The 23,488-nt window shown below is 59.0% G+C and carries 30 protein-coding genes; 28 read left to right on the top strand and 2 right to left on the bottom strand.

The genetic code is table 11. The features are described from left to right. From ICA15_RS05950 to recX, 26 genes are all read left to right on the top strand, one after another. Nucleotides 1–1,032: a phage late control D family protein gene (locus ICA15_RS05950; RefSeq protein ID WP_210553869.1), complete on the top strand. Its 1,032-nt coding sequence runs from the start codon at nucleotides 1–3 to the stop codon at nucleotides 1,030–1,032. 172 nt (nucleotides 1,033–1,204) lie between these two features. Next, nucleotides 1,205–1,789: a hypothetical protein gene (locus ICA15_RS05945; protein WP_210553868.1), complete on the top strand. Its 585-nt coding sequence runs from the start codon at nucleotides 1,205–1,207 to the stop codon at nucleotides 1,787–1,789. Next, nucleotides 1,786–1,968 (top strand): DUF2635 domain-containing protein, encoded by a 183-nt coding sequence (locus ICA15_RS05940; protein ID WP_210553867.1) that lies wholly within the window; start codon nucleotides 1,786–1,788, stop codon nucleotides 1,966–1,968. Before ICA15_RS05945 ends, ICA15_RS05940 begins: the two co-directional genes overlap by 4 nt. Continuing rightward, nucleotides 1,968–3,464 (top strand): phage tail sheath subtilisin-like domain-containing protein, encoded by a 1,497-nt coding sequence (locus ICA15_RS05935; RefSeq protein WP_210553866.1) that lies wholly within the window; start codon nucleotides 1,968–1,970, stop codon nucleotides 3,462–3,464. Before ICA15_RS05940 ends, ICA15_RS05935 begins: the two co-directional genes overlap by 1 nt. A 67-nt stretch (nucleotides 3,465–3,531) precedes the next feature. Beyond that, nucleotides 3,532–3,879, top strand: a complete 348-nt coding sequence (locus tag ICA15_RS05930; protein ID WP_007908779.1) for a phage tail tube protein — start codon at nucleotides 3,532–3,534, stop codon at nucleotides 3,877–3,879. Then, nucleotides 3,876–4,172, top strand: a complete 297-nt coding sequence (locus ICA15_RS05925) for a phage tail assembly protein (RefSeq protein WP_007908778.1) — start codon at nucleotides 3,876–3,878, stop codon at nucleotides 4,170–4,172. Before ICA15_RS05930 ends, ICA15_RS05925 begins: the two co-directional genes overlap by 4 nt. Nucleotides 4,173–4,302: 130 nt before the next feature. Next, a complete protein-coding gene (locus ICA15_RS05920; RefSeq protein ID WP_210553865.1) occupies nucleotides 4,303–5,865 on the top strand; it encodes a phage tail protein in 1,563 nt (520 codons plus the stop codon). Beyond that, nucleotides 5,852–7,087 (top strand): DNA circularization protein, encoded by a 1,236-nt coding sequence (locus tag ICA15_RS05915; RefSeq protein ID WP_210553864.1) that lies wholly within the window; start codon nucleotides 5,852–5,854, stop codon nucleotides 7,085–7,087. The genes ICA15_RS05920 and ICA15_RS05915 overlap by 14 nt, the downstream gene beginning before the upstream one ends. Nucleotides 7,088–7,090: 3 nt before the next feature. Continuing rightward, nucleotides 7,091–8,137, top strand: a complete 1,047-nt coding sequence (locus ICA15_RS05910; protein WP_210553863.1) for a phage baseplate assembly protein — start codon at nucleotides 7,091–7,093, stop codon at nucleotides 8,135–8,137. Nucleotides 8,138–8,251: 114 nt separating this feature from the next. Continuing rightward, the gene (locus tag ICA15_RS05905; RefSeq protein WP_210553862.1) at nucleotides 8,252–8,761 is read left to right on the top strand and encodes a phage baseplate assembly protein V; all 510 of its coding nucleotides are present in this window, start codon (nucleotides 8,252–8,254) and stop codon (nucleotides 8,759–8,761) included. Beyond that, complete coding sequence (locus tag ICA15_RS05900) at nucleotides 8,761–9,159, top strand: phage GP46 family protein (RefSeq protein ID WP_150618079.1); 399 nt, start codon at nucleotides 8,761–8,763, stop codon at nucleotides 9,157–9,159. The genes ICA15_RS05905 and ICA15_RS05900 overlap by 1 nt, the downstream gene beginning before the upstream one ends. Next, the gene (locus ICA15_RS05895) at nucleotides 9,149–10,195 is read left to right on the top strand and encodes a baseplate J/gp47 family protein (protein WP_210553861.1); all 1,047 of its coding nucleotides are present in this window, start codon (nucleotides 9,149–9,151) and stop codon (nucleotides 10,193–10,195) included. The genes ICA15_RS05900 and ICA15_RS05895 overlap by 11 nt, the downstream gene beginning before the upstream one ends. Further along, nucleotides 10,183–10,782: a YmfQ family protein gene (locus tag ICA15_RS05890; protein ID WP_115146408.1), complete on the top strand. Its 600-nt coding sequence runs from the start codon at nucleotides 10,183–10,185 to the stop codon at nucleotides 10,780–10,782. The genes ICA15_RS05895 and ICA15_RS05890 overlap by 13 nt, the downstream gene beginning before the upstream one ends. An 11-nt stretch (nucleotides 10,783–10,793) precedes the next feature. After that, nucleotides 10,794–11,951, top strand: coding sequence for a phage tail protein (locus ICA15_RS05885; protein WP_210553860.1), 1,158 nt, complete (start codon nucleotides 10,794–10,796; stop codon nucleotides 11,949–11,951). Continuing rightward, nucleotides 11,948–12,463, top strand: coding sequence for a phage tail protein (locus tag ICA15_RS05880; protein ID WP_210553859.1), 516 nt, complete (start codon nucleotides 11,948–11,950; stop codon nucleotides 12,461–12,463). Before ICA15_RS05885 ends, ICA15_RS05880 begins: the two co-directional genes overlap by 4 nt. A gap of 129 nt (nucleotides 12,464–12,592) precedes the next feature. Beyond that, nucleotides 12,593–13,690: a phage tail protein gene (locus ICA15_RS05875; protein ID WP_210553858.1), complete on the top strand. Its 1,098-nt coding sequence runs from the start codon at nucleotides 12,593–12,595 to the stop codon at nucleotides 13,688–13,690. Between the two features lie 7 nt (nucleotides 13,691–13,697). After that, entirely contained in the window at nucleotides 13,698–14,264 is a 567-nt protein-coding gene (locus ICA15_RS05870; RefSeq protein WP_210553857.1) for a tail fiber assembly protein, read from the top strand. Nucleotides 14,265–14,286: 22 nt separating this feature from the next. Then, on the top strand, nucleotides 14,287–15,027 hold the full coding sequence (locus ICA15_RS05865; RefSeq protein ID WP_210553856.1) for a hypothetical protein: 741 nt from the start codon (nucleotides 14,287–14,289) through the stop codon (nucleotides 15,025–15,027). 2 nt (nucleotides 15,028–15,029) lie between these two features. Then, the gene (locus tag ICA15_RS05860) at nucleotides 15,030–15,461 is read left to right on the top strand and encodes a phage tail assembly chaperone (RefSeq protein ID WP_150618072.1); all 432 of its coding nucleotides are present in this window, start codon (nucleotides 15,030–15,032) and stop codon (nucleotides 15,459–15,461) included. A 54-nt stretch (nucleotides 15,462–15,515) separates the two neighbouring features. Next, complete coding sequence (locus tag ICA15_RS05855) at nucleotides 15,516–16,718, top strand: carbohydrate-binding protein CenC (RefSeq protein ID WP_210553855.1); 1,203 nt, start codon at nucleotides 15,516–15,518, stop codon at nucleotides 16,716–16,718. Between the two features lie 11 nt (nucleotides 16,719–16,729). Further along, nucleotides 16,730–16,948 (top strand): hypothetical protein, encoded by a 219-nt coding sequence (locus ICA15_RS05850; RefSeq protein WP_210553854.1) that lies wholly within the window; start codon nucleotides 16,730–16,732, stop codon nucleotides 16,946–16,948. Nucleotides 16,949–16,981: 33 nt separating this feature from the next. Then, a complete protein-coding gene (locus ICA15_RS05845) occupies nucleotides 16,982–17,548 on the top strand; it encodes a glycoside hydrolase family 19 protein (protein ID WP_210553853.1) in 567 nt (188 codons plus the stop codon). Further along, nucleotides 17,527–18,045, top strand: a complete 519-nt coding sequence (locus ICA15_RS05840) for a lysis system i-spanin subunit Rz (protein ID WP_210553852.1) — start codon at nucleotides 17,527–17,529, stop codon at nucleotides 18,043–18,045. Before ICA15_RS05845 ends, ICA15_RS05840 begins: the two co-directional genes overlap by 22 nt. Nucleotides 18,046–18,113: 68 nt before the next feature. Next, on the top strand, nucleotides 18,114–18,614 hold the full coding sequence (locus ICA15_RS05835; protein ID WP_210553851.1) for a CinA family protein: 501 nt from the start codon (nucleotides 18,114–18,116) through the stop codon (nucleotides 18,612–18,614). An 83-nt stretch (nucleotides 18,615–18,697) separates the two neighbouring features. After that, nucleotides 18,698–19,756 carry a recombinase RecA gene (gene recA, locus ICA15_RS05830; protein ID WP_042557927.1) on the top strand — a complete coding sequence of 353 codons (1,059 nt, stop codon included), beginning with the start codon at nucleotides 18,698–18,700 and terminating at the stop codon, nucleotides 19,754–19,756. Nucleotides 19,757–19,765: 9 nt separating this feature from the next. Further along, nucleotides 19,766–20,233: a recombination regulator RecX gene (recX, locus tag ICA15_RS05825; RefSeq protein WP_115146419.1), complete on the top strand. Its 468-nt coding sequence runs from the start codon at nucleotides 19,766–19,768 to the stop codon at nucleotides 20,231–20,233. Between the two features lie 55 nt (nucleotides 20,234–20,288). Here the strand turns inward: recX and ICA15_RS05820 are convergent, their stop codons facing one another. Further along, a complete protein-coding gene (locus ICA15_RS05820) occupies nucleotides 20,289–21,407 on the bottom strand; it encodes a TIGR00730 family Rossman fold protein (protein ID WP_150605445.1) in 1,119 nt (372 codons plus the stop codon). Nucleotides 21,408–21,759: 352 nt separating this feature from the next. Here ICA15_RS05820 and ICA15_RS05815 point away from each other — a divergent pair, with 352 nt between their 5' ends. Beyond that, on the top strand, nucleotides 21,760–21,954 hold the full coding sequence (locus ICA15_RS05815; protein WP_150605446.1) for a hypothetical protein: 195 nt from the start codon (nucleotides 21,760–21,762) through the stop codon (nucleotides 21,952–21,954). On the opposite strand, the gene ICA15_RS05810 is transcribed toward ICA15_RS05815, so the two are convergent. Further along, nucleotides 21,955–22,380 carry a PA3611 family quorum-sensing-regulated virulence factor gene (locus ICA15_RS05810; protein ID WP_042557929.1) on the bottom strand — a complete coding sequence of 142 codons (426 nt, stop codon included), beginning with the start codon at nucleotides 22,378–22,380 and terminating at the stop codon, nucleotides 21,955–21,957. A gap of 189 nt (nucleotides 22,381–22,569) precedes the next feature. Here ICA15_RS05810 and ICA15_RS05805 point away from each other — a divergent pair, with 189 nt between their 5' ends. Beyond that, nucleotides 22,570–23,316, top strand: coding sequence for a tRNA-uridine aminocarboxypropyltransferase (locus tag ICA15_RS05805; protein ID WP_191627723.1), 747 nt, complete (start codon nucleotides 22,570–22,572; stop codon nucleotides 23,314–23,316). Nucleotides 23,317–23,488: the final 172 nt, after the last annotated feature.

Raw genomic sequence — 23,488 nt, 5'->3', positions numbered from 1 at the left:
ATGGCACTGGGTTTTACCCCGGTCGTTCAGATTTATGGCGCAAACGCGGATCTGCTCAACCAGCGTCTGATCAGTTGGGAACACATCGATGCGGCCGGTATCGAGTCGGATCAACTGACCCTGACCATTGATCTGGAAGGCCTCGAAGGGCTGCCGAACCTCGGCGGGAAAATCGGCCTGCTGGTGGGTTACCTGGAAATGGAGGAAATGGTCGACAAGGGCCAGTTCAAAGTCACTCGCCTGACGCCGACGCTGTTTCCGTTTCGCCTGACCCTGGTGGCCACGGCAGCGCCGTTCAGCAAGGATGATGAAACTGGCTTCAAGCAGCGCCGCACCGCCAGTCATGGACCGACGACGCTCGGTCAACTGTTTAGCAAACTGGTGTCGCAACACGGTTTTTCATCGCGTGTTGCAGGGGATGTCTCGTTGATCAAGATCGCCCACGTTGACCAGTCCAATGAAACCGACATGGGCTTTCTGACGCGGCTGGCGAAGAAGTACAACCTGGTCGCCAAACCGTACGGTGATGCATATGTGCTGGCGCGACCCGGTCAGATCAAATCAATCTCGGGGCAGAAACTGCAGGATGTGACGTTGTCGGTCACCCACGACAATCGTCCCGGCGATCATGCCTTCATCAGCGCCACGCTGGAGGAATCCGCCCGCGAACAGGCCAAGGGCTGCAAAACCTGTTTTGTGGATGCGGCTACAGGCGTATTGCGCTGGATCGAAACGGGGCTTGCACCGTTCAAGACTATCCGCCAGAAGCAATCCAATGAAGCGGATGCCATCGCCGTCGGCGAAGGCGAAGTGCGCAAGATGTTGCGGCACAAGTACAAGGTGAAAATCACCTGCCCGGGTGATCCAAGGCTGGCTGCCGAAGGCCTTGTGCTGCTCGACGACACATGGCCGGACTTCATGCGTGGGCGCTGGTCGATCGACAAGGTCACTGCCAGCGGCAATCGCGAGAACAGCTATCGCTGTTTGATTGATGCGACTTGCCTCGATCCCAAAGCTGAAGACAAGGACTGATTAACACCTTTCTCGCAGAGATGGAGATTTCTGTGGGAGCGGGCTTGCCCGCGAAGAGGCCGGCACATTCGAAAGAGATGCTGGCTGACACACCGCCATCGCGGGCAAGCCCGCTCCCACAGGTTCTTGCAGTGTTCTGCAGACCGCATTTCACTCGACTCTGGACACCCTCATGAAGATCACCCCGATCCTCACGCAGTTGCGTGCGCAATGCCCCAGCCTGGCCAGTCACATTGCGGTAGGCGTCGATCTGGCATTGCTGCAAGGCAATCCCGATCTGCCGACACCTTCGGCCCACGTGCTGCCACTGGCCGATGTGGCCAGTAGCAGCACCGCACAAAACCTCATCACTCAACCGATCCGCGACTGCTTTGAAATCGTCCTCGTGCTTGATGCCACCGACGCTACAAAAGCGCTGGATCTGTTGCACGACCTGCGCGGCGAACTGTGGCGCGCGCTGGTGGGGTTCAAGCCTGACAACGACTACAACGCCATCGTTTATGACGGCGGCGAAATGGTCTCGATCAACAGCAGCCGCGCGTTTTACCGGTTGCGCTTTTTTGCCGAGTTCCAGCTCGGTCGCAACCTGCCCGGTCAACCTGCGCAGAGCTGGCACGAACGTGAACTGGACGGTTTGTCGTCCTTTACCGGGGCCACCGTGCGAGTCGATGCGATCGACCCCGCCGACCCCAACCTGAAACGCCCGGGCCCCGATGGGCGCGTGGAACTGACTTTCTCTTCTGAGGTAACCCCATGAGCAATCGCATCATCGTGCTGCCGGCCGCTGGCCGCGCCGTACCTGACCCGGAGGCGGGCGATCTGCTGCCCCTCGAAGGCCGTGAAGTGCTGGACAGCGCCTGGTGGCGCCGGCGTCTGGCCGACGGCGATATCACACTCAAAACCGCAAAAGCGGCTAAACCACAGGGAGCCAAATAATGGCGATCGGATTCAGCAACATCCCCGCGGACATTCGTGTACCGCTGTTCTATGCCGAAATGGACAACTCGGCCGCCAATAGCGCGAGCTCGACCATGCGCCGTTTGATCGTCGCTCAGGTCAACGATAACGTCGCCCCGAGCGAGGTCGGCAAACTGGTGCTGGTCTCCAGCATTGCACTGGCGAAAAGCATTGGTGGTCAGGGCTCGATGCTCGCCTCGATGTACGAGACCTTCCGCAAGGCTGACCCGATCGGCGAGATCTGGTGCCTGCCGCTGCACAACGCTGAAGGCGCCGTCGCCAAAGGCGTGCTGACCCTGACCGGCACCGCGACTCAGGCGGGTCTGCTCAACTTGTATGTCGGCGGCGTGCGTGTGCAAGCCACCGTGGTCAACGGTGCAACCGCTGCTCAGGCAGCCACTGCGCTGGCGCAGAAAATCAACGCCAGTGCCGATCTCCCGGTGAGTGCTGCAGCGGCCGAAGGTGTGGTCACCCTGTCTGCCAAATGGACTGGCGACAGCGGCAATGACATCAGCCTGCAATTCAATCGCCTGGGCAAGAGCAACGGCGAAGAAACCCCGGCCGGCCTGACCAGCACAATCACCGCCATGACCGGCGGCGCCGGCGTGCCCGATCAGATCGCTGCTGTCGCGGCACTGGGCGACGAGCCATTCGAGTTCATCGCACTGCCGTGGTCGGATCTGGCCACCCTCAACACCTGGCAAGCCGTCATGGATGACAGCACCGGTCGCTGGTCGTGGGCCAAGCAACTGTTCGGTCACGTCTACAGCGCCAAACGCGGCACCGTCGGCACTCTGGTCGCTGCAGGTCAGGCGCGCAACGATCAGCACATGACCATTCAGGCGCTGGAACCGGGCGTTCCGCAACCGGTCTGGGTACAAGCCGCCGCACTGGCTGCACGCACCTCGGTGTTCATCTCCGCCGACGCCAGCCGTCCGACGCAAAGCGGCAGCCTGCCGGGTGTCGATCCGGCGCCGGCGAGCGAGCGCTTCACCCTGACCGAGCGTCAGTCGCTGCTCAACTACGGCATCGCCACCGCGTACTACGAAGGCGGCTACGTGCGCATTCAGCGCTCGATCACCACCTACCAGAAAAACGCTTACGGCCAGGCTGACAACTCCTACCTGGACAGCGAAACCATGCACCAGTCGGCGTTCATCGTGCGTCGTCTGCAAAGCGTGATCACCAGCAAGTACGGCCGGCACAAACTGGCTTCCGACGGCACCCGTTTCGGCGCCGGCCAGCCAATCGTCACCCCGAGCACCATCCGCGGTGAGTTGATCGCCCAGTACGCCAAGCTCGAACTCGAAGGCCACGTGGAGAACGCCGAACTGTTCGCCGAGCACCTGATCGTCGAGCGCGACGTGCAGGACCCGAGCCGCGTGAACGTGCTGTTCCCGCCGGATTACATCAACGGTCTGCGCGTGTTCGCACTGCTCAACCAATTCCGCCTGCAATACGACGACGCGGCTTGATCGCAGCGTTCGACGTCAAGCATTCAGCCCACCTTGCGTGGGCTTTTTTATTGAAGGGAGTAACACCATGGGTCAACTGATTGCAGGCACTTGCTACGTCAAGGTCGACGGCGCACAACTGACTATCAATGGCGGCTGTGAAGCCCCGTTGATGGCGGTCAAACGCGAAACCGTCGTACCCGGTTTCTACAAGGAAACCGACATCGCACCGTCGTTCAAAGTGACCGCGCTGCACACCGCCGACTTCCCGCTGAAGAAGCTGATCGAAGGCACCGATATCACCGTCACCTGCGAATTCAGCAACGGCAAAGTCTATGTGCTGGCCGGAGCTTACCTGGTCGAAGAACCAGTCTCCAAAGGCGATGACGCCACCATCGAACTGAAATTCGAAGGCATCAAGGGGACCTGGCAATGAGCGGCGCCGTGAAGCTTCAAGTTGCGATCGAAGCTCACGGCGAGCCCCTGACCGAACTCGTCCTGCGCCGTCCGACGGTGCAGGAAGTGCGAGCGATCAAGGCGTTGCCGTACAAGATCGACAAGAGCGAAGAGGTCAGCCTCGACATGGATGTCGCGGCCAAATACATCGCCGTGTGCGCCGGCATTCCGCCGTCGTCGGTCAACCAGTTGGATCTGGCTGACCTCAATGCGCTGAGCTGGGCTGTTGCGAGTTTTTTCATGAGTGCGGCGTCGGCGCCATCACCGACCTGATCGCAGTCGCCTATGACCTGGCCTGGTTCTGGAAGGTTGACCCCGAACAGATGATGGCCAGGCCACTGGATGTGCTCCGCGAATCGCTGGAGCACGCGCAACGGATCAATGCGATGCAGCAGGTGCAGTGATGGCAGACGAAGAAAAGAAAGTGAAAACTCCGGTGCTGATCACGGGCATCGATGAACTATCGCCCAAACTCGGCGCCCTTCGGGCCAATGTCGAGAGCTTCAAGAAAAACCTCGAGCAGACCGGCCTCGGCAAACTGGACGTCAGTGGTCTGTTCAAGGGCGGCAGCGTGATTACGCCGTTCGTGGACGGGATCAAGTCGGCGGTGGCGTTTCAGGGAAAGTTGACCGAGGTCAGCGCGACGGCAAAAACCGTCGACCTGCCCGCCGCACCGAAAGTCGCTGCGCAGAACATGAACGTGTTCAGTGCGTCGATGGAAAAGGTCACGGGCGCAATCGATGCCGCGCTGGTGCCCGCTGTCGGTGCATTGGTCGTCGGACTTGAGCCGATGCTCACCCAGGTCAGCGGTATCCTCGCCGACAACCCGCAACTGGTCGAAGGACTGGCGGCGGGGGCTATCGCGTTCTCGGCGATGCAAACCGCTGTGACCGGTGCGACCCAGGTGTTCGACGTGATGAGCATGGTGATGAAGGCTAACCCGATCATGCTGATTGCCGCTGGCATTGCCTTGGCTGCCGGTTTGATCGTGGCCAACTGGAAACCGGTCTCGACGTTTTTCATCGGGCTCTGGCAGAAAATTGCGCCGGTTGTCATTCCGATGGCCGAGTTTTTCAAGACGATGTTCGGTTACACCCCGTTGGGGCAATTGATCAGTAACTGGGGACCGGTCACAGCGTTTTTCGCGGCGTTGTGGGAGGGCGTCAAGGCTGTCGCGGCGCCGGTGATGGAGTTCTTCAAGACCTGGTTCAACTATTCGCCTCATGGGCTGATCGTGAATAACTGGGGGCCATTGGTCGGGCTGTTCTCTTCGATCTGGGATTTGCTCAGAGCGGTCTCGGTGCCTGTGCAGACTTTCCTGCAAGGCTTCTTTGATTGGTCGCCGCTGGAAGTGATCCAGGCAGTCTGGGGCGGGGTGGTCGGTGTGTTCACCGCGATCTGGGATTACATCAAGCTGCCGTTTGTGGCGATGTACGCGGTAATTCGCGAGCAACTGGGCTGGTCACCGCTGGAAAAAATCATCGAGAACTGGGCACCCGTTACCGCCTGGATCGAAAAGTGGGCGCAGAAGTTTCAGGACGCCATCGCACCGATCAAGGCGTTTTTCAACGGCGGTTTCGGCGAGCTGATCGCTGATGCCAAGGCCAGGGTGGATGTTTTCACTCAAGCCCAGTTGAAGACCAACGCTGAAGGTAAAGGCGAACTGGCGCCGGTGTTTTTCAAAGGCACCGTGGAGTCGTCACCGAGCCCGTTGGCGGCACCCGACACTACGCCGGAAAAACCGGCCATGCAGGCCGGCTCACTGTCGCAAACCTCCAACACGCTGATCCAGCAAAGCGCCGCCAACAACCGCACGCAACTCGAGGGCGGCCTCACCGTGCGTTTCGAAAACGCGCCGGCCGGGCTGCGCACCGATCAACCGCAAACCAATCAACCGGGCCTGGCGCTGTCGTCGCGCATCGGCTATCGCTCACTGTCGGCAGGAGGTTCCAATGAACTGGCGTGACCGCTTGTTGCCGGCATCCTTTCGCGGTGTCGGGTTCTGGATCGATCAGGCGAAAACCCCGGTCGGTCGCAAAGGTCAGTTGCACGAGTATCCGCAGCGTGACCTGCCGTTTTTCGAGGACCTCGGCCAGCAGGCCAAGACCCACGATCTGACGGCATTTATCGTCGGTGCCGATTGCCTGGAGCAGCGCGACAAGCTGCTCAAGGCGCTGGAGGCGGGCAGCGGTGAGCTGGTGCATCCATGGCTCGGACGCGTGCAAGTCAAGGTTGGCGAGTGCGACATGACCCACACCCGCCAGGACGGTGGGTTGGTTACGTTCGCGCTGAAGTTCTATCCCGATCAGCCGTTGCCGTTTCCGACGGCAACCGTCAGTACGCAGAAAGTCTTGCTGGCCAAGGCCGACACTTTGCTCGGTTCTGCGGTGGCACGCTTCGAACAGGCGATGACCTTGATCAAGGCTGCGCGGATCGGTATCGCCAATCTGCGCAACAGCCTGACCGGGGTTTATGAGGTGATCAAGGAACAGCTCAAACCGCTGATCGAGCAATACAAACAGATCACCGAACTGGTCAAAGCCGTCAAGGAACTGCCCAAGGAAGTGGCCGCGGAGTTCAAGGGTTTGCTCGGCGATATCAAGGAGCTGAAGGCGTTCGCGAAGGAGGGCTACCGTGGCGTGATTGCCGACGTGTCGCAACAACTCGAAGCCATCCGCAAGGCCGATGCACCGAAGATCACCACCGGCAAGGACACCACCGCGGCGGCGCAAGCCATGGCGGATCTGGTGCAGGACACAATGCTGGTCAAAGTTGCGCAATGGGTGGCATCGATGCCGGTAGCGACCACCCCGGTCAAGCTGCAATCGACGCCATCGGTAGGCCAACAGGCGACGAGCCCGGTGGCCCGGCAGGAAGTCCCGGTCAGTGACGACATGCAGGCTCTGCGTGACGCCGTGGCCGTGGCGATCAATCCAATGCTGGACAAGGCCGACCCCGCGCACTTCCAGGCCATCAGCGATGTGAAAGAGGCGCTGATTGCGCATCTCAAGGCTGTGGCGTCGTCCGGTGTGCGGCAAGTCAACAAATCCTTTCAGGAGAGCTTTCCGGCGGTGGTCGTGGCCTACAAGCAATTTGGCGATGCAACTCGGGTGACCGAAGTGACTCAGCGTAACGGGATATCTCATCCGGGCTTCTCGCCCAACGACGTGAAAGTCTCCGGGGAGTGAACCATGAGCGAGATGGACAACCGCGTTACGTTGATAGTCAACGACATGGAGTACGGCGGCTGGAAAAGCGTGCAAATCACGGCTGATCTGGAGCGCCAGTTTCGCACCTTCAAACTCGACATCACCTGGCAATGGCCGGGGCAGGTGGTTGATCAGCGGATCAAGCCCGGCGACCCGTGCGAAGTGAAGATCGGCAAGGATCTGGTCCTCACCGGTTACGTGTTCAAGGCGCCCATTACCTACGATGGTCGGCAGATCAGCCTGAGTGTCGAGGGCAGTTCCAAGACTCAGGACCTGGTCGATTGCGCCGCCACCAATCGGCCCAATCAATGGCAGGAGCAACCGTTGCTGAGCATCGTCCAGGCGTTGGCGATGGAGTATTCGCTGACGGTGGTCAACGAAATTCCCGAGACCTCGCGGCTGGCCAAGCACACGATTGTGCCGGGTGAAACGGTGTTCCAGTCGATCGACCGTTTGCTCTCGTTGTTCCGGGTGTTTTCCACCGATGACGAGCAAGGCCGGCTGGTACTGGCCAAGCCCGGCAGTGGCGGGCGCGCCAGCGATGCGCTGGAGTTGGGCAAGAACATCTTGTCGGCCAACGCGGCGATGGATTACAGCCAGGTGTTCTCCGAATACCGGGTGATCGGTCAGCAAAAAGGCTCTGACAAGAAGAGCGGGGCGGCCGTCAGCGAAGTTGAATCGACGGCGGCCGACCTGAGCTTCAAACGTCGACGCACTACGATCATCAACGAAGGCACCGCGCTGACGTTTGAGCTGGCGCAACAACGTGCCCAATGGGAAAGCGCCACCCGCATGGGGCGGGCGCAAACCACCACCTATCAGGTGCAGGGCTGGCGGCAGGCCAACGGCGATCTGTGGCGTCACAACACGCTGGTGAAGGTCAAGGATCCGGTGCTCGGTTTCGATGGCGACATGCTGATCTCCAAAGTGACGTACGCGTTGTCGGCACAGGGCTCGGTGACAACCCTGCAGGTTGCGCCGCCGCATACCTTCGATCCTGATCCTTCGCCCCCCCAAAAGACCTCATAGCCCCTCAAAAGATCGCAGCCTTCGGCAGCTCCTACAGGGGCCCGATATACAGCTGTAGGAGCTGCCGAAGGCTGCGATCTTTTGGCGTCGGCCCCGTTCTCACAGGAACCCAAAATGAGCCTACTGACACGCCTCCTGGCGCGCGGCACTGTCGTGCTCGCCAATTCGGCAACCAAGCTGCAATCGCTGCAAATGCGCCTCACCGCCGGCGAAGTCAACGATGACCTCGAACACTTCGAACCTTACGGCTTCACCAGCAACCCGCTGGTGGGCGCCGAAGGTGTCGTCACATTTCTGGGCGGTGACCGTTCCCACGCTATCGCCCTGGTGGTCGCCGATCGCCGCTATCGCTTGCAATCGCTGGCCAGCGGCGAGGTGGCGATCTACACCGACGAGGGCGACAAAATCCATTTCAAGCGTGGGCGGATCATCGACATCGAAACCGCCACGCTGAACATCCGCGCCAGTACCGCTGTGAACTTCGATACGCCGGTGATCAACCAGACCGGCAAGATCGTGTCCACCGGCGATCAGCTTGCCGGCGGCATCAGCCAGATCAAACACGTGCACGTAGGCGTGCAGGCCGGCAACGGCCAGACCGGCGCACCGGCAGGAGGCCAGTGATGTTTATCAGCCAGAACCTCCACGCCGCGCTGACCCGCGCCGTGCTCATCAGCCTGTTTAGCTGGCGCCGCGCCGCCGATGACGACGCCCTCGACGACGAAGAGCGCTACGGCTGGTGGGGCGACACTTTTCCTACCGTTGCCGACGATCGCATCGGCTCACGCCTGTGGCAGTTGCGCCGGGTCAAATTGACCCGACAGACCCAGATGGACGCCGAGTTTTATGCCCGCGAAGCCTTGCAATGGCTTATCGACGACGGCCATTGCAGCGCCATCGACATCATCAGCGAACGCCTCGACGCCCAGCGCCTGAACCTGCGCACGGTCCTGACCCTGGCCGACGGTGAGCGTCTGGACATCAACCCCGATAACAGTTGGCAGGTGATCTATGCCGTTTGAAACCCCTTCGCTGCCGGTGCTGATCAAGCGCACCCAAAGCGACCTGGCCGGCGATTCGCTGCGCCAGTCCGATGCGCAAGTGCTGGCCCGCACTTTGGGCGGTGCCGCTTATGGCCTGTACGGTTATCTAGACTGGATCGCCGAGCAGATCCTTCCGGACAAGGCCGACGAGTCGACCCTGGAACGCATCGCCGCCCTGCGTCTGAACCAGCCGCGCAAACCCGCGCAAGTGGCCAGCGGCAGCGTCAGTTTTACAGCAACGGCCGGCGCAGTGCTGGACGTGGACACGCTGCTGCAAACGAACGACGGTCGCACCTACAAAGTGACCACGGCGCGCACCACCGCCAATGGCATCAACACCACGACCATTGCCGCGCTGGATGCCGGCAGTTTGGGTAACGCCGATGCCGGTCTGGCATTGACCCCGGTGCAGCCGATTGCCGGCATCGTTGGCAACAGTTTTGTGGTCCTGACGCCGGGACTCAGCGGTGGCGTGGCGCGGGAAAGTCTCGAGTCGCTGCGCTCGCGGGTGATCCGTTCCTATCGCGTCATCCCGCACGGCGGCTCGGCCAATGACTACGAGACCTGGGCGCTGGAAGTGCCCGGCGTAACCCGCGCCTGGTGCCGTGGCGGTTTGCTCGGTCCGGGTACGGTGACGGTGTTCATCATGCGTGATGAAGATCCGCAACCGGTGCCCAACGACGAGCAACTGGCAGAGGTTCAGGACTACATCGAACCGCTGCGCCCGGTCACCGCCGAAGTGCATGTGCAGAAGCCGATTCAGGTGCCTGTGATCTATCGCTTCAAAAGCGTCAATCCCGACACCACCGCCGTACGTGCCGCCGTCGAAGCGCAGTTGCGCGACTTGCACAACCGTGAAGCCGATCTCGGCGTGCCGTTGCTGATCAGCCACATCCGCGAAGCGATCAGCAGTGCTGGCGGCGAATTCGATCACACGCTCACCGCACCGGCCGCCGATGTGCCCGCCGCCCAGAGTGAACTGCTGACGTTTGGAGGTTGCGTATGGGGGGCATAAGAACCGCCGCGCAATATCAGGCGCAACTTCGCGCATTGCTGCCATCAGGTCCCGCATGGGACCCGGAGCGGGTTCCGGAGCTTGAAGAAGTGCTGCAAGGCGTCGCCGTCGAACTGGCGCGCCTCGACGCCCGCGCCGCCGACCTGCTCAACGAAATGGACCCGGCCGGCGTCAGTGAATTGGTGCCGGACTGGGAGCGGGTGATGAACTTGCCCGACCCTTGCCTTGGCGCGGAGCCGCTGTTCGACGACCGCCGTCTCGCCGTTCGCCGGCGCTTGCTCGCGGTCGGCAGTCAGGCCGTCGGTTACTACCTCGAAATCGCCAAAAGCCAGGGCTACCCCAACGCCAGCATCACCGAACACGAGGCCCCACGCATGGGCCGTGCGCGTTTCGGTTCGGCACATTTCGGCACCTGGGAAGCGCAGTTCATGTGGACGCTCAACACCGGCGGTCGGCTGCTGCTGGGTCGACGTTTCGGGGCGAGTTACTGGGGCGAACGCTTCGGCGTAAACCCGGGCTCGGCGCTGGAATGCCTGATCCACCGCAGTGCGCCAGCGCACACCAAAGTGCACATCAACTATGACTAGGGAGTGATGGGATGGATTATCCGAACAGTGTGCCCAGCGCCGGGTTGGTGAACGGGAAGTTTGTCGATGAGAACCCGCTGATGGGAACGCCGGGCTCGTTGATTCCGGCGGAGTGGGGCAACAGTGTCACGCAGGAAATCATTAACGTGATCAGGGCCGGGGATCTGGCGCCGGATGAAAACAAATACGATCAGTTGTTGCAGGCGATTCAGTCCGTAACATCCAAGGGCTGGAATCAGGATCTGGCTTTGCCTTTAGTGGCATTGCCGCTGCCGACGGTCGCCACCTCCGATGGTCGTTTGCCAGTCAGTCCGGCTGCGGCATCCACCAGCGGTGGCAGAGTTTCGATTTCTGCCGGTACGTTTATCAGCCTTGGCCAGGAAGTGGTGAGCGGCCAATTGGGGCGTTCACGCACTTTCGTGACTTCGTCCTGGAGCAGTGCGGATCTTCTGCCCAGCAGCCATTACTTTCTGCGTGCGCAGGTCATCGGTGGTGTGCTGACGTTCTACATGCAAAGGGGTGGCATCCACGACGTGGTGCCGGAGTCACTGAAAGGGGCACTCAACGGTGCTACCGGTGGCGGATTCCAATCCACGGCGCTGGACATGTGCCTGGCGTGGGTGGTGACCGGTGCGCCGGGTTCCGTGCCTACGGTGCGCACCATTTACAACAGGGCACGCTTGACCTGGACACAGACCGTCAACGGCACTGGGGCAATATTCCTTCCGCTTGATCCTCATGCACGTTCTGCTCGTCTGGTTGCTGGTAACCCGACTCCGTCGTCGACGGCAGTGACAACGGTTGCCTTTCCGTCAACTGGTTGGGCCGGAGGCAACTATTGCTTTCTGTCGCCCATTATCGCCGGCAGCTCCAATAACCCGGGTGGCTGGAACCCGGCCACGGTTGCACCGTGCGTGTTGTTCAGTAACAACATCGTCAATGACGTTACGGTTTCCAGTCTGACTGCGAGTTTCGATCACGCCAATTTGCGCTCGCTCTGGCAGTGCTATCAGGCTGAGCACAACCTTGGACAATCGGTTGCCGACAGTGACGAATTATTGCTGAGCATGGGCATCAAGAGCCATCCAGTCACCGACTACAGCGTTGGTATCGCGATCAACTTTTCTGACGCCGTGAACGTCCAGCTTTCGTGGGAGCTTATTCGATGATCGTTATTCAAGAACTTCACCAGTTCGATGGCGAGTTACGTGTTCCCCAGCCTTCAACTGCCCACGACTGGGATGGCGAACAGTGGGTACTGAGCGCTGATAAAAAACGTGTTCTGGACGAGCAGGAAACTGAACACCTGTGCACCAAAGTCGATGCAGCCGCCGACAACGCTCGCACGGCACTGGCCGGCGACCCGCTCAAAGCCATGGAATACGCCCAGGCTGCCGCCGACGCCCAGGTTTATCAGGACGCTGGTTACCCGAAAAAAGAAGTACCGCTGTCGATCGCTGCGTGGGTAGTCAAAGGTCGCACGGCGAAACAGGCTGCGGAGCAGATCCTCGGTAAAGCCGAGCAACTTACCGATCACCTGCTGGCTCTGCGCACCTTGCGCCTGAAGGCCAAAACGCAGATCCGCGCGCAAGCGACCAAGGGCAACATCGATCTGGCGCGCAGCGCCGCCGATGAAGCGATTGCGTCGATCCGCGAACTGGTCAGCGCACAGGCCACCTGAGACACCAATCTGCCTCACGCAAGCCCACTTCACCGTGGGCTTTTTGTTTTCAGTAAAAGACCGCGGACGAGGTTGCAGCGGCAGCGCTCGGGACGCGGCTCATTTGTTATTTCAGAGGAACGAACAGTTATGGATTACCCAAAAAGCATCCCCAGCGTCGGCCTTGTCGATGGCCGCTTCGTCGATGAAAACCCGGTGGCGGGAACGCCGGGTTCGTTGATTCCGGCGGTGTGGGGCAACAGCGTGACTCAGGAGATCCTGAGTGTGATCAGCGGCAGTGGGTTGGTGGCTTCGGAAGCGGATAACAGCCAGTTGTTCAAGGCGATTCAGTTGATAGTCGGTAATGCCAGCCCGATGCGTTCGGTCATCACTCGACTTGCTGTTTCCAAAACGCTGACCGAGCAAGAACTCGGTCTCGTGCTGATCGACGCGAGCCCGACTCCGCTGACCGTGCTGTTGCCGCCGGCTGACGTCTCACTCGGTGTGCGCGATGTGATTGTTCGTCGTGTGGACAACAGCGGTAATCGCTTGGTGATCCAGGCATCCGGCACTGACCGCGTCCGTTTTCACACACATCTTTCACCGAGTGGCTATCCATTTTTCGCACTGATGGGCGGTGGTGACTGGTGGCATTTACGCAGTGATGGTGCGGGAGGCTGGTGGCCGGTCGGTCGCTTTGACAGCACTGCCTTGGGGAGGCCGTTTTTTGAAACCACCACGGTGCTTAACCCCGGAGGTTATGGCGTTCCCAATGGCGATCTGTTCAAACGTGCTGAGTGGCCTTGGCTGTGGGATTTTGCCCAGTCATCCGGTGCGTTGACCACTGAGGCCGGGAGAACGGGAAGGGAAGGAGGTTGGACCAGTGGAGATGGTTCCTCGAACTTTCGAATTCCCGAAATTCGCGGCGAGTTTTTGCGGGTACTGAGTGAAACCAGAAACGTTGATGCCGGGCGGTTGGCCGGCAGTCTGCAAACACATGCCTTGCAAAGTCATAACCACTATCTACCGACTGGCACAGGCGCTTCTTTCAAGCCTGCCCCGGCGATTCCGGATCCGGTGTGGGACGTTGGCACCAACGTCAACTTTTCACCGACTACCACGACAGTCGCAACTACCTATCCTAACCCTGCATTCGACTCGGACACCTACATTGGCAATATCGGCAATTTCGCGGGTGAAACCCGCCCGCGAAATATTGCCTACCCCGCTCGTATCAAACTGATTTGAGGTAAATATGTTCAATTATTTGATAGACGACAGCGGCGCACTGACCGGGCCTGTCGAGTTCCCCCTTGTGCCGGGTATCGGTGTGCAATTGCCGAGTAACGCTGTGACATTGAGTATCGAACTGTCGCCGGCCCCGAGCGGATATGCGTGGGCATATGACAACGGGTCTCTGCAACAAAAGCTCGATTTACGCGGTGACGTTTATCGCACCAATACGGGCATTCGAGAAGTCTGGACAGCGTTGGGCGATATACCCGAAGGCTTCACCAAGCTGCCATGGCCGGGCGGATTTCATGCGTGGGTCGATAATGCGTGGCAGATCGATCAAGCCGCGCAATTGGCCGATCTCAAACGTGTCGTTCTCGTCAAGCGCGACACGCTGCTACGCGAAGCAGTCCTGCGCATCGCGCCTCTGCAATACGCCGAAGACATTGGCGACGCCAGTCATGACGAACAGCTGCTCCTGCTCGAGTGGAAGCTCTACAGCGTCGAGCTCAATCGCATCGAAAAGCAGCCCGGTTTTCCGCAAGAAGTGAGTTGGCCGGTGATCCCCGGCGCCTCCGTCGTCAACTGATTAGTACATAAGGAAATGTACAGTGGACTATCCAAAAAGTATCCCCGGCGTTGGCCTGGTCAACGGCGGTTTTGTCGATGAAAACCCCGTGACTGGAACACCTGGGTCATTAATTCCGGCAACTTGGGGCAACAGCGTCACGCAGGAAATTCTTGAAGTCATCAAAAGCTCGGGGGCGGTCGCGGACGAAGCTGATAACACTCAGCTAAGAGCAGCAATCAATACGCTAATCTCGAAAAAATACAGTGACAGCCTGGCTGGACAGGAGGACGCGGAGTCTGGTGCCAGTGCTACCAAATTGATGACCCCGTTGCGCGTATTCCAATCCATTGCGAAAAAGATCCAGCAGGCAACAGAGTCCATCGTTGGCACAGCAAAAGTCGCCTCTCAGGCAGAGGTTAATGCTGGCGTAAGTGACACGACTATTGTGACGCCGAAAAAACTCAGACTTGGCTTCATGGTGAGGCTGGGGATTTCAGGCTACATCGTTTTTCCTTCCTGGATGGGTGGATTGATCATCCAGTGGATTAACGGCAGTGCCAGTCAGTCGGGCAACAACAATTGTGGCGATCTGAATATGTGGCCGCTGGCATTTCCCAATGCGTTGTTTCTTGCAGTTGCCACACATGAAGGTACATCAACAGCAACGTTTTTGACGTGGAACGGTGTTTCAACGGTGAATCCGCGCGTGGGCATCAACGTACGCTGTCCTGATTATCCGGGTGTCTCCATTTCCGCGCGCACCATCGGGATAGGGTATTGACTATGTATTATTTTTCTCCCGCAACTTCTGGCTTCTACCACTCGGATTTACATGGGCCGAATATCCCGGCCGATGCGTTTCAGCTAAGTGAAGGTGAGTACTGCGCGCTGGTGTCGAACGCCCCTAAAGGCACGGTTCTTTCTCTGAACATTGACGGCCGCCCGGAAAGGGTTTTACTCGCCGTACAAACCGACGATGGTTTAGAACGCGCCTGGCGAAACAAGGCGCTGGAGTCGACTCAATGGCTGGTACTTCGCGACGTTGAAGAAATGGAAGCCGGCGAGGGTACGACACTGCGCACGGAGGAGTTCAAAGAACTTCTCGCTTACCGGCAGGCACTGCGCGATTGGCCAAACGATCCTGAATTTCCGGATACACGCTCTCGGCCGGTCGAACCCGACTGGCTGGAAGTGTTGCTGCGTACAAATGGCTGAGCAGTCTGCCCTTTGGCAGCGGAGACGCAGCCCGAACTAACAAGGAAAATTAACGTGGATTATCCAAGAAGTGTGCCCAGCTCCGGCTTGGTCGACGGCAAATTTGTTGATGAAGATGCGATAGCCGGAACACCGGGATCGCTGATTCCGGCGATCTGGGGCAACAGTGTTACTCAGGAAATACTCAGCGCGATTACCGCGGCGGGTTTGAAGCCAGACGAGCAGCAGACTGATCAGTTGGCTCAGGCGATTCGGCAATTGTCCAAGCCCGACCCGCTGCAACAGTTTCCGGTTCAGGTGTATCGCAGAAATCTGTTGATCAATGGCGGGTTCGATATCTGGCAGCGAGGTGCAATCAACCAAGGGCCAAACATTGGCGGCTATGTGGCCGATCGTTTCCGTTGCGATTGGAATGGCAATGCCGCCGTGACCATCTCTCGCCAGGACTTCGCGCCGGGCCAGCCAGAAGTGTCCGGTGAGCCGAGTTATTTTTTACGCTGGCAACAAACCACCGCTGGCGTCGGTGCAACCGAGCACAAGGTTTCCCAGAGCATTGAATCGGTCCGGACACTGGCCGGGAAAACGGCCACCCTAACCTTCTGGGCGCGATCTGATGCTGCTCGACCGTTAAAAGTGGCGATAGGTCAGTACTTTGGGACCGGTGGTTCGGAGGCGGTCGTAAAAGTCGTCGATATTTTTCAATTAAGCACTGCCTGGGCCAAGTACAGCGCAACATTCCAGGTCCCGGCTATTGCGGGAAAGATGCTCGGTGCCAATGATTACCTGCGGCTGGCTTTCGATCTTCCGCTCAATGTTTTACAGACGGTCGACTTCGCAAGAGTCCAGTTGGAGGAGGGACCGATCTCCACGCCATTCGAATATCGTCCAGCCGCTGAAGAGATGATGCTTTGTCAGCGTTACTTCGAGAAGTCTTTTGCCAACCGTTTAGCGATTCGTGCAAACAATGGCGTTGGTACATGCATTGTCACGTTTACTCAGGCAGCGGCTGCAAATAACGGTCAATACGGAATGGTCGTAGACATGCAGGTGCAGAAGAGAGTGCAGCCTACTGTTGTCCTGTATTGCCCCGGAAATGAAAGTAATCAGGTTTGGAATTACTCGGCGGGAGTGGCCTGCACGGGAACAACTGTACAAAGTGTGACACAGCGCAGTTTTGCGATCGGCACTGTGACGCCTGTAAACAGCCAGCCAGGTAACGGATTGCAGATTGAATGGACAGCAGACGCTGAAATCTAGGAGTGAACCCGATGACCTACCAACTGACCGCTTACGGAGTACTGCGCATGGAGGATTCAGCATTTATCCCGCAGGACCTGACCAACCGGGACTGGCTTGAGTATCAAGAGTGGTTGCTGTCTGGTGGCCTGGTTTTGCCATTGAATGAAACACTCGAAAAGACTGCCTCGGATAGCTCCGTGAAAACTCTGGCAAAAAAATGGCTGGCAGGTATCAGTCGCCAACCATGATTCAATCCCGGCATCCAGGGAGGATTACGCATTATGCAAATCACTGAAAAAAACCTTTTAAACATCATGCCAAACGCCCGCAGCCAAGCGGGCGTTTTTGTTTCTGCGCTCAATAGCGCCATGGCTAACCGTCGCATCGAAACGCCCAAGCGTATTGCTGCATTCCTCGCGCAAATCGGTCATGAATCGGGGCAGTTGCAATACGTGCGGGAACTGGGCAACAACCAGTATCTGAGCAAATACGACACCGGCACGCTGGCGTTACGTCTGGGCAACACGCCCGAGGCCGATGGCGACGGGCAGAAGTACCGCGGTCGCGGGCTGATCCAGATCACCGGCCGTAGCAACTATCGTCAATGCAGCGTCGGGCTGTTCGGCGATGAGCGTCTGCTGTCCTTGCCGGAACTGTTGGAGCAGCCGCAATGGGCCGCTGAATCCGCCGCGTGGTTCTGGGAAAAGAATGGCTTGAACGAGCTCGCCGATCGCGATCAGTTCAACACCATCACCCGGCGTATCAACGGCGGGTTGAATGGCCTGCAGGATCGGCTCGACATCTGGGCGCGGGCGAGGGCGGTGTTATGCCAATTCCCTGGCGAGTGATCGGCATCTTGTCGCTGGCCGCTGGTGCGTTTGCCGCGGCTTGGCAGTTTCAGGAGTGGCGCTACGAACGGCAACTGGCCGAACAGGCTCGGTTAAACGCAGAAGTCCTCAATCAACTGACCCTGACCGCAGCCACCGCGCAACAAGCCGAGCAGGATAAACGCCTGGCACTGGAGCAGCGGCTCGCGGCCAGTGAACGAACCCACTATCGAGCGCTGAGCGATGCCCAACGTGATCAGGATCGCCTGCGCGATCGTCTTGCCACTGCTGATGTGCGCCTGTCAGTCCTCCTCGACGCAGGCGACGTTGCCGCAGGCTGTGCAGTGCCAGCCGCCTCCGGCACCGGCGGCGTGGATCATGCAACCGTACGCGCCCGACTTGACCCGGCGCATGCTCAACGAATTGTCGCCATCACCGACGAAGGCGATCGCGGACTGATTGCCTTGCAGGCTTGTCAGGCCTATGTCAGAGCGTTGGCGCCCGAACATTTTGAATAAGCTTGTGTATTGAAAGCGCAACCGGCTCGTGTACGGTGGTACGCATTCCACACGATCCGGAGAGCACCGTGAAAGAGATCACTCAACTGGCAGCCGAGCTTGGCCGACGTCTGCAAGTGCTCAATGCCCACGTCACCACCGCCGAGTCCTGCACCGGCGGCGGGATTGCCGAAGCCATCACGCGGATTCCGGGCAGCTCGGCGTGGTTCGAGGCCGGTTACGTGACGTACTCCAACCGGCAGAAAACCCAGCAACTGAATGTGCCGGCCGAGTTGTTCGACTCGGTGGGCGCAGTCAGTCGCGAGGTGGTCGAGGCGATGGTGCGGGGTGCGCAGGCACAGAGCCTGGCGCGGTTCGCCGTAGCGGTCAGCGGTGTGGCCGGGCCCGACGGTGGCACGCCAAACAAACCGGTGGGCACCGTGTGGCTGGCTTGGGGCGTTGGCGATGCGGTTTCCAGTGAAGTGCAGCACTTCGCGGGCAATCGCGATGATGTCCGCCGACAAACGGTGAAGGCCGCGCTAGAAGGGCTCATGCGACTAGCGGCACGAGAAATCGAAAATCAGGGGTAGGCGATCCGCGAACGCTGTGGAATAATACTGGCTACTTATACAGGTGTTGGCCGTCAGGCCTTATTGATTACGTGAGGACTTTAATGGACGACAACAAGAAGAAAGCCTTGGCTGCGGCCCTGGGTCAGATCGAACGTCAATTCGGCAAGGGTGCCGTAATGCGTATGGGCGATCAGGACCGTCAGGCCATCCCGGCTATCTCCACTGGCTCTCTGGGTCTGGACATTGCACTCGGCATTGGCGGCCTGCCAAAAGGCCGTATCGTTGAAATCTACGGTCCAGAATCTTCCGGTAAAACCACACTGACACTGTCCGTGATCGCCCAGGCTCAAAAAGCTGGCGCGACCTGCGCATTCGTCGACGCCGAACACGCCCTCGACCCTGAGTACGCCGGCAAACTGGGCGTCAACGTCGATGACCTGCTGGTTTCCCAGCCGGACACCGGTGAACAGGCTCTGGAAATCACCGACATGCTGGTGCGCTCCAACGCCGTTGACGTGATCATCGTCGACTCCGTGGCTGCACTGGTGCCGAAGGCTGAAATCGAAGGCGAAATGGGTGACATGCACGTGGGCCTGCAAGCCCGTCTGATGTCCCAGGCGCTGCGTAAAATCACCGGTAACATCAAGAACGCCAACTGCCTGGTTATCTTCATCAACCAGATTCGTATGAAGATCGGCGTGATGTTCGGTAGCCCGGAAACCACCACCGGTGGTAACGCGCTGAAGTTCTATGCCTCGGTTCGTCTCGACATCCGCCGTACTGGCGCGGTGAAAGAAGGCGACGAAGTGGTCGGCAGCGAAACCCGCGTCAAGGTTGTGAAGAACAAGGTCGCTTCGCCGTTCCGTCAGGCCGAGTTCCAGATTCTTTACGGCAAAGGCATCTACCTCAACGGTGAGATGATTGATCTGGGCGTGCTGCACGGTTTCGTCGAGAAGTCCGGCGCCTGGTATGCCTATGAAGGCACCAAGATCGGTCAGGGCAAGGCCAACTCGGCCAAGTTCCTGGCAGACAATCCGGAAATCGCCAAGAAGCTCGAGAAGCAACTGCGTGACAAGCTGCTGGCCCCGGCAGCAGACGTCAAGGCTTCGCTGGCCAAGGACAAAGTCGACGATATGGCTGAGGCCGATGTCGACGTTTGAAGTCTTTGAATGACACTTGTACTCGATACCCTCGTCGCGGTGCGGCGAACCGCCATGGACCTGCTCGCACGTCGCGAGCACGGTCGAGTCGAGCTGACGCGTAAACTGCGTCAGCGCGGCGCTGAGGCGGAAATGATCGAAACAGCCCTCGACCGTTTGACGGAAGAAGGGCTGCTTTCCGAAGCCCGTTATCTTGAAAGCTTTGTTTCCTACCGAGCCCGTTCCGGTTATGGCCCTCTGCGAATTCGTGAGGAGCTGAGCCAGCGTGGATTGCAACGTGCCGATATCGAACTCGCCCTGCGCGAAAGCGGTATCAGTTGGCAGGAGCAACTTCAGGAAACCTGGCAACGGAAATTCTCCGGGCATTTGCCGATTGATGCCAGGGAACGGGCCAAACAAGGCCGGTTCCTGGCGTATCGGGGCTTCTCGATGGAGATGATCAACCGCTTGTTCAGCGGTAGAGGGATGGACGATTAGAACGGTTGCAACGAAACGGCCCGCTATGAAAATAGCGGGCCGTTTTTTTTTGCCTTCAAATTACCTTCGAGGGTTCTCTGCTGCGTTGCGCGGCTTGCGGTTGGGAGTGGGCCCAGTTTTCCGGCAAGTTGATGTAGTCGACCAGTTCCCTCAAGCGCCCTTGATTGCGGGCGGTGAAGGCAAAAGCCAATCGCGCCAGATGGCTGAACTGGGCGTCGTCGTGTTCTTCGCCGCTGTAAACATGCTGATGGAAATGGCCGCTCAAACACAGATCGGCAAAGGCTTCCTGCATATGCTCCAACGCCTGATCGCTGAGCTTGTGATTCATGCGAATCACGAATTGCCCCTTGAGCCAGCGACTGGAGTGGAAGTTGCTGTAAAACTGGGTGATCTGTTCCACCGCTTCCTCGACGGTGTAGACCAATCGCATCAGCTTCATGTCGGTTGGCAGGATGTAGCGGTTTTCCTCCAGTTGCTGGCGGATGAAATCCATCGCGCCTTGCCAGAACGTACCGCCCGGTGAGTCGAGCAATACCACCGGAACCAGTGGGCTTTTGCCGGTCTGGATCAGGGTCAGCACTTCCAGTGCTTCATCCAGCGTGCCGAAGCCGCCCGGGCACAGCACCAATGCGTCGGCCTCCTTGACGAAGAACAGCTTGCGGGTGAAGAAGAAGTGGAACGGAAGCAGGTTGCCGGTACCGTCCACGGTCGGATTGGCATGCTGTTCGAAGGGCAGGGTAATGTTGAACCCGAGGCTGTGATCACGCCCTGCGCCTTCGTGGGCGGCGGCCATGATGCCGCCACCGGCACCGGTGATGACCATCATGTCCGAACTCGCCAGTTTCGCGCCGAGCTCCCGGGCCAGTGCATACAGCGGGTGCTCAACCGGCGTGCGCGCCGAGCCGAACACGGTGACCTTGCGCCGGCCCTTGAATTTTTCCAGAACCCGAAACGCCTGCTCCAGCTCGCGCAGGGCTTGCAACGTGATCTTGGCGTTCCAGCGGTTGTGGTCTTCCTGGGCCATGCGCAGCACCGTCAGGATCATGTCTCGGTAGATGGGAATATTTGGGCTGTTGGGAGAAACACGGCTGAGTTGTTCTTCGACCTGGCTGATGAGGTCGGGGCCGCTTTCCTGAAAATGACGGTTTAGGAGGTCATTCGGTTGGTAAGGCATTCAACGTCTCCTTCTGCACGGAGCGGGCCGCCCTGACGCGCGGCGTCAGGGCTGCGCTGCGAAAACACACAATCGACAGTTCCTTTTCCTGCCGCTGAAAATTGATTGTGAATACTCTGAATCTAGACCCTTGCGGGTGATTTCGCTGATTTGATCATTGCGCTGCAGCGTTGCGGATGGCAATCGCTTGTTGATTGTTCGGTCGATGGCTTCACCGCTCGTCCGAACGTGCGCCGAACGGCGAACCCTCTGATTAACTAACCTACAGGCACCTTGCTACAACTTGGCATTACTGACCGTACGCAAGGAGCACGCTATTCAAGGATTTGTGGGTAGCAAGGAGGCGGGATACATGGCCAGAGTGGTTCTGGAAATCGATACGCAGCTGTATCGGATGTTGAAAGCAGCAGCCGAGACGAACCAAGTGAGTCTCGAAGAGGAGTGCTGCCGAAGGCTGGCAGGCGGGGAGCGTCGTTCGCGTTATTTACAGGCCCTGGTGGCCGAATTGCGCGCCGAGGATGAACAGCGGCGCGCCAATTCGCGATGATTACTTCTTTTTCGCCGGAGCGGCTTTCGGGCAATCTGAATCCTGGTAGCTGGCAGCGCCAACAGCCTTGTTGGTTTTCACTTCGGTAAATTCGTAACGCATGATCGCGCCTTTGGCCATCAGCTTGCGGAACGATGGGTTGTTGCAAACCGAAGCACCCAACTGGAAATACACGGCTTTGGGGTCTGCGCGCATTTTGTCGGCGTGGCTCTTTTGTACGCTCAGGTGATTGATCAACTGAGTGCCTTCAACGGTGTAGCCCTGATCAAGAATGTCTTCGTTGATTGCCCGTGGCGTGCCGACGCTGCTTTGGGCGGCGACGTTGCGCAGCTCTCTGTTCAGATTCTGCTCACTCAAGGATGCAGCTTGAGCGGTGAAGGACGACGCCAGCAGAATGGCAGCGGTGGGAACGATAAGGCGCAGCATGAAACTCTCCTGGTTCAGTGACTGGTGTTTCGACCAGCCACGTGACTGTGCGTTCAGTGGCGGCGAATTATAGGGGAGCCAGTCTGGACGGTACAGGTTTGTCCCTGTCGCTCTGGTAAACTTGCGGTCTTTATTGCCCTGCCGAGTGTTGTTCGTGTCGAGTTTCCCTGCTGTGTGGCGCCGCCCGTGATCAATCATGCCCCCAACGCCGTAGCCCGCCTGCGCGATCAGCGCGAGGACGAGGGCATCAAGCCGATTCAGGCCCGAGGCTTTCGCTCCGAGCGCTGCCGCGACTGTCGGGTGATCATCAGCCATTGCCTGTGCGCCTGGCGGCCAAGCGTCGACTCCCGCTCGGGTGTGTGCCTGATCATGACCGGCAAGGAAGTATTCAAACCGAGCAACACCGGTTGGCTGATTGCTGATGTGGTACGGGATAACCACGCATTCATCTGGTCACGTACCGAGCCTGACCCGCAGATGCTGGCGCTGCTCAATGACCCACAGTGGCAGCCGTACCTGGTGTTTCCCGGGGAATATGTCGAGCCGTCGCGGGTGACCAACACCGTCGAACTCGATAGCAGCAAGCGCCCGCTGTTTATTCTGCTGGACGCGACCTGGACCGAGGCGCGCAAGATTTTCCGCAAGAGCCCGTACTTCGAGCGCTTGCCGATTCTCAGCCTGCTGCCCGACAAACTGTCGCGCTACCGTTTGCGCCGCTCGACCCGCAGCGAGCATCTGTGCACCGCCGAAGTCGCAGCACTGTGTCTGGAACTGGCAGGTGACAGCGACGCCGCATCGGCACTGGACGCTTATTTCGATGTGTTCAGCCAGCATTATCTGGGTGCCAAACAGCAATTGGATATGAATGAAGCAACGCCGGCCCACGCCGAGTTGCAAGCCTTTATACGAAAGCCGCAGGCGGACTTGGCCCAATAGTGGCCCATACTGCACATTGCTGCGGCCGTGTTGCTTGACCACCCTGTCTTCGCTGGGCATGCTTGGCGCCGATTAGGGTGCGGCCAAGGTTTGAAACGCCGTGTTTGCTGGTTATTGGCGTTGAACGTGCCCCTATGGATGCCGCTGCAAGCGGCATCTTGAGTTGCTTTGG

This window comes from Pseudomonas sp. P116 (genome assembly GCF_020149425.1).
GTDB classification, from domain to species: domain Bacteria; phylum Pseudomonadota; class Gammaproteobacteria; order Pseudomonadales; family Pseudomonadaceae; genus Aquipseudomonas; species Aquipseudomonas anatoliensis.
Note: the sequence above shows the minus strand (reverse complement) of the source record. Positions and strands in the feature narration are given on the sequence as shown.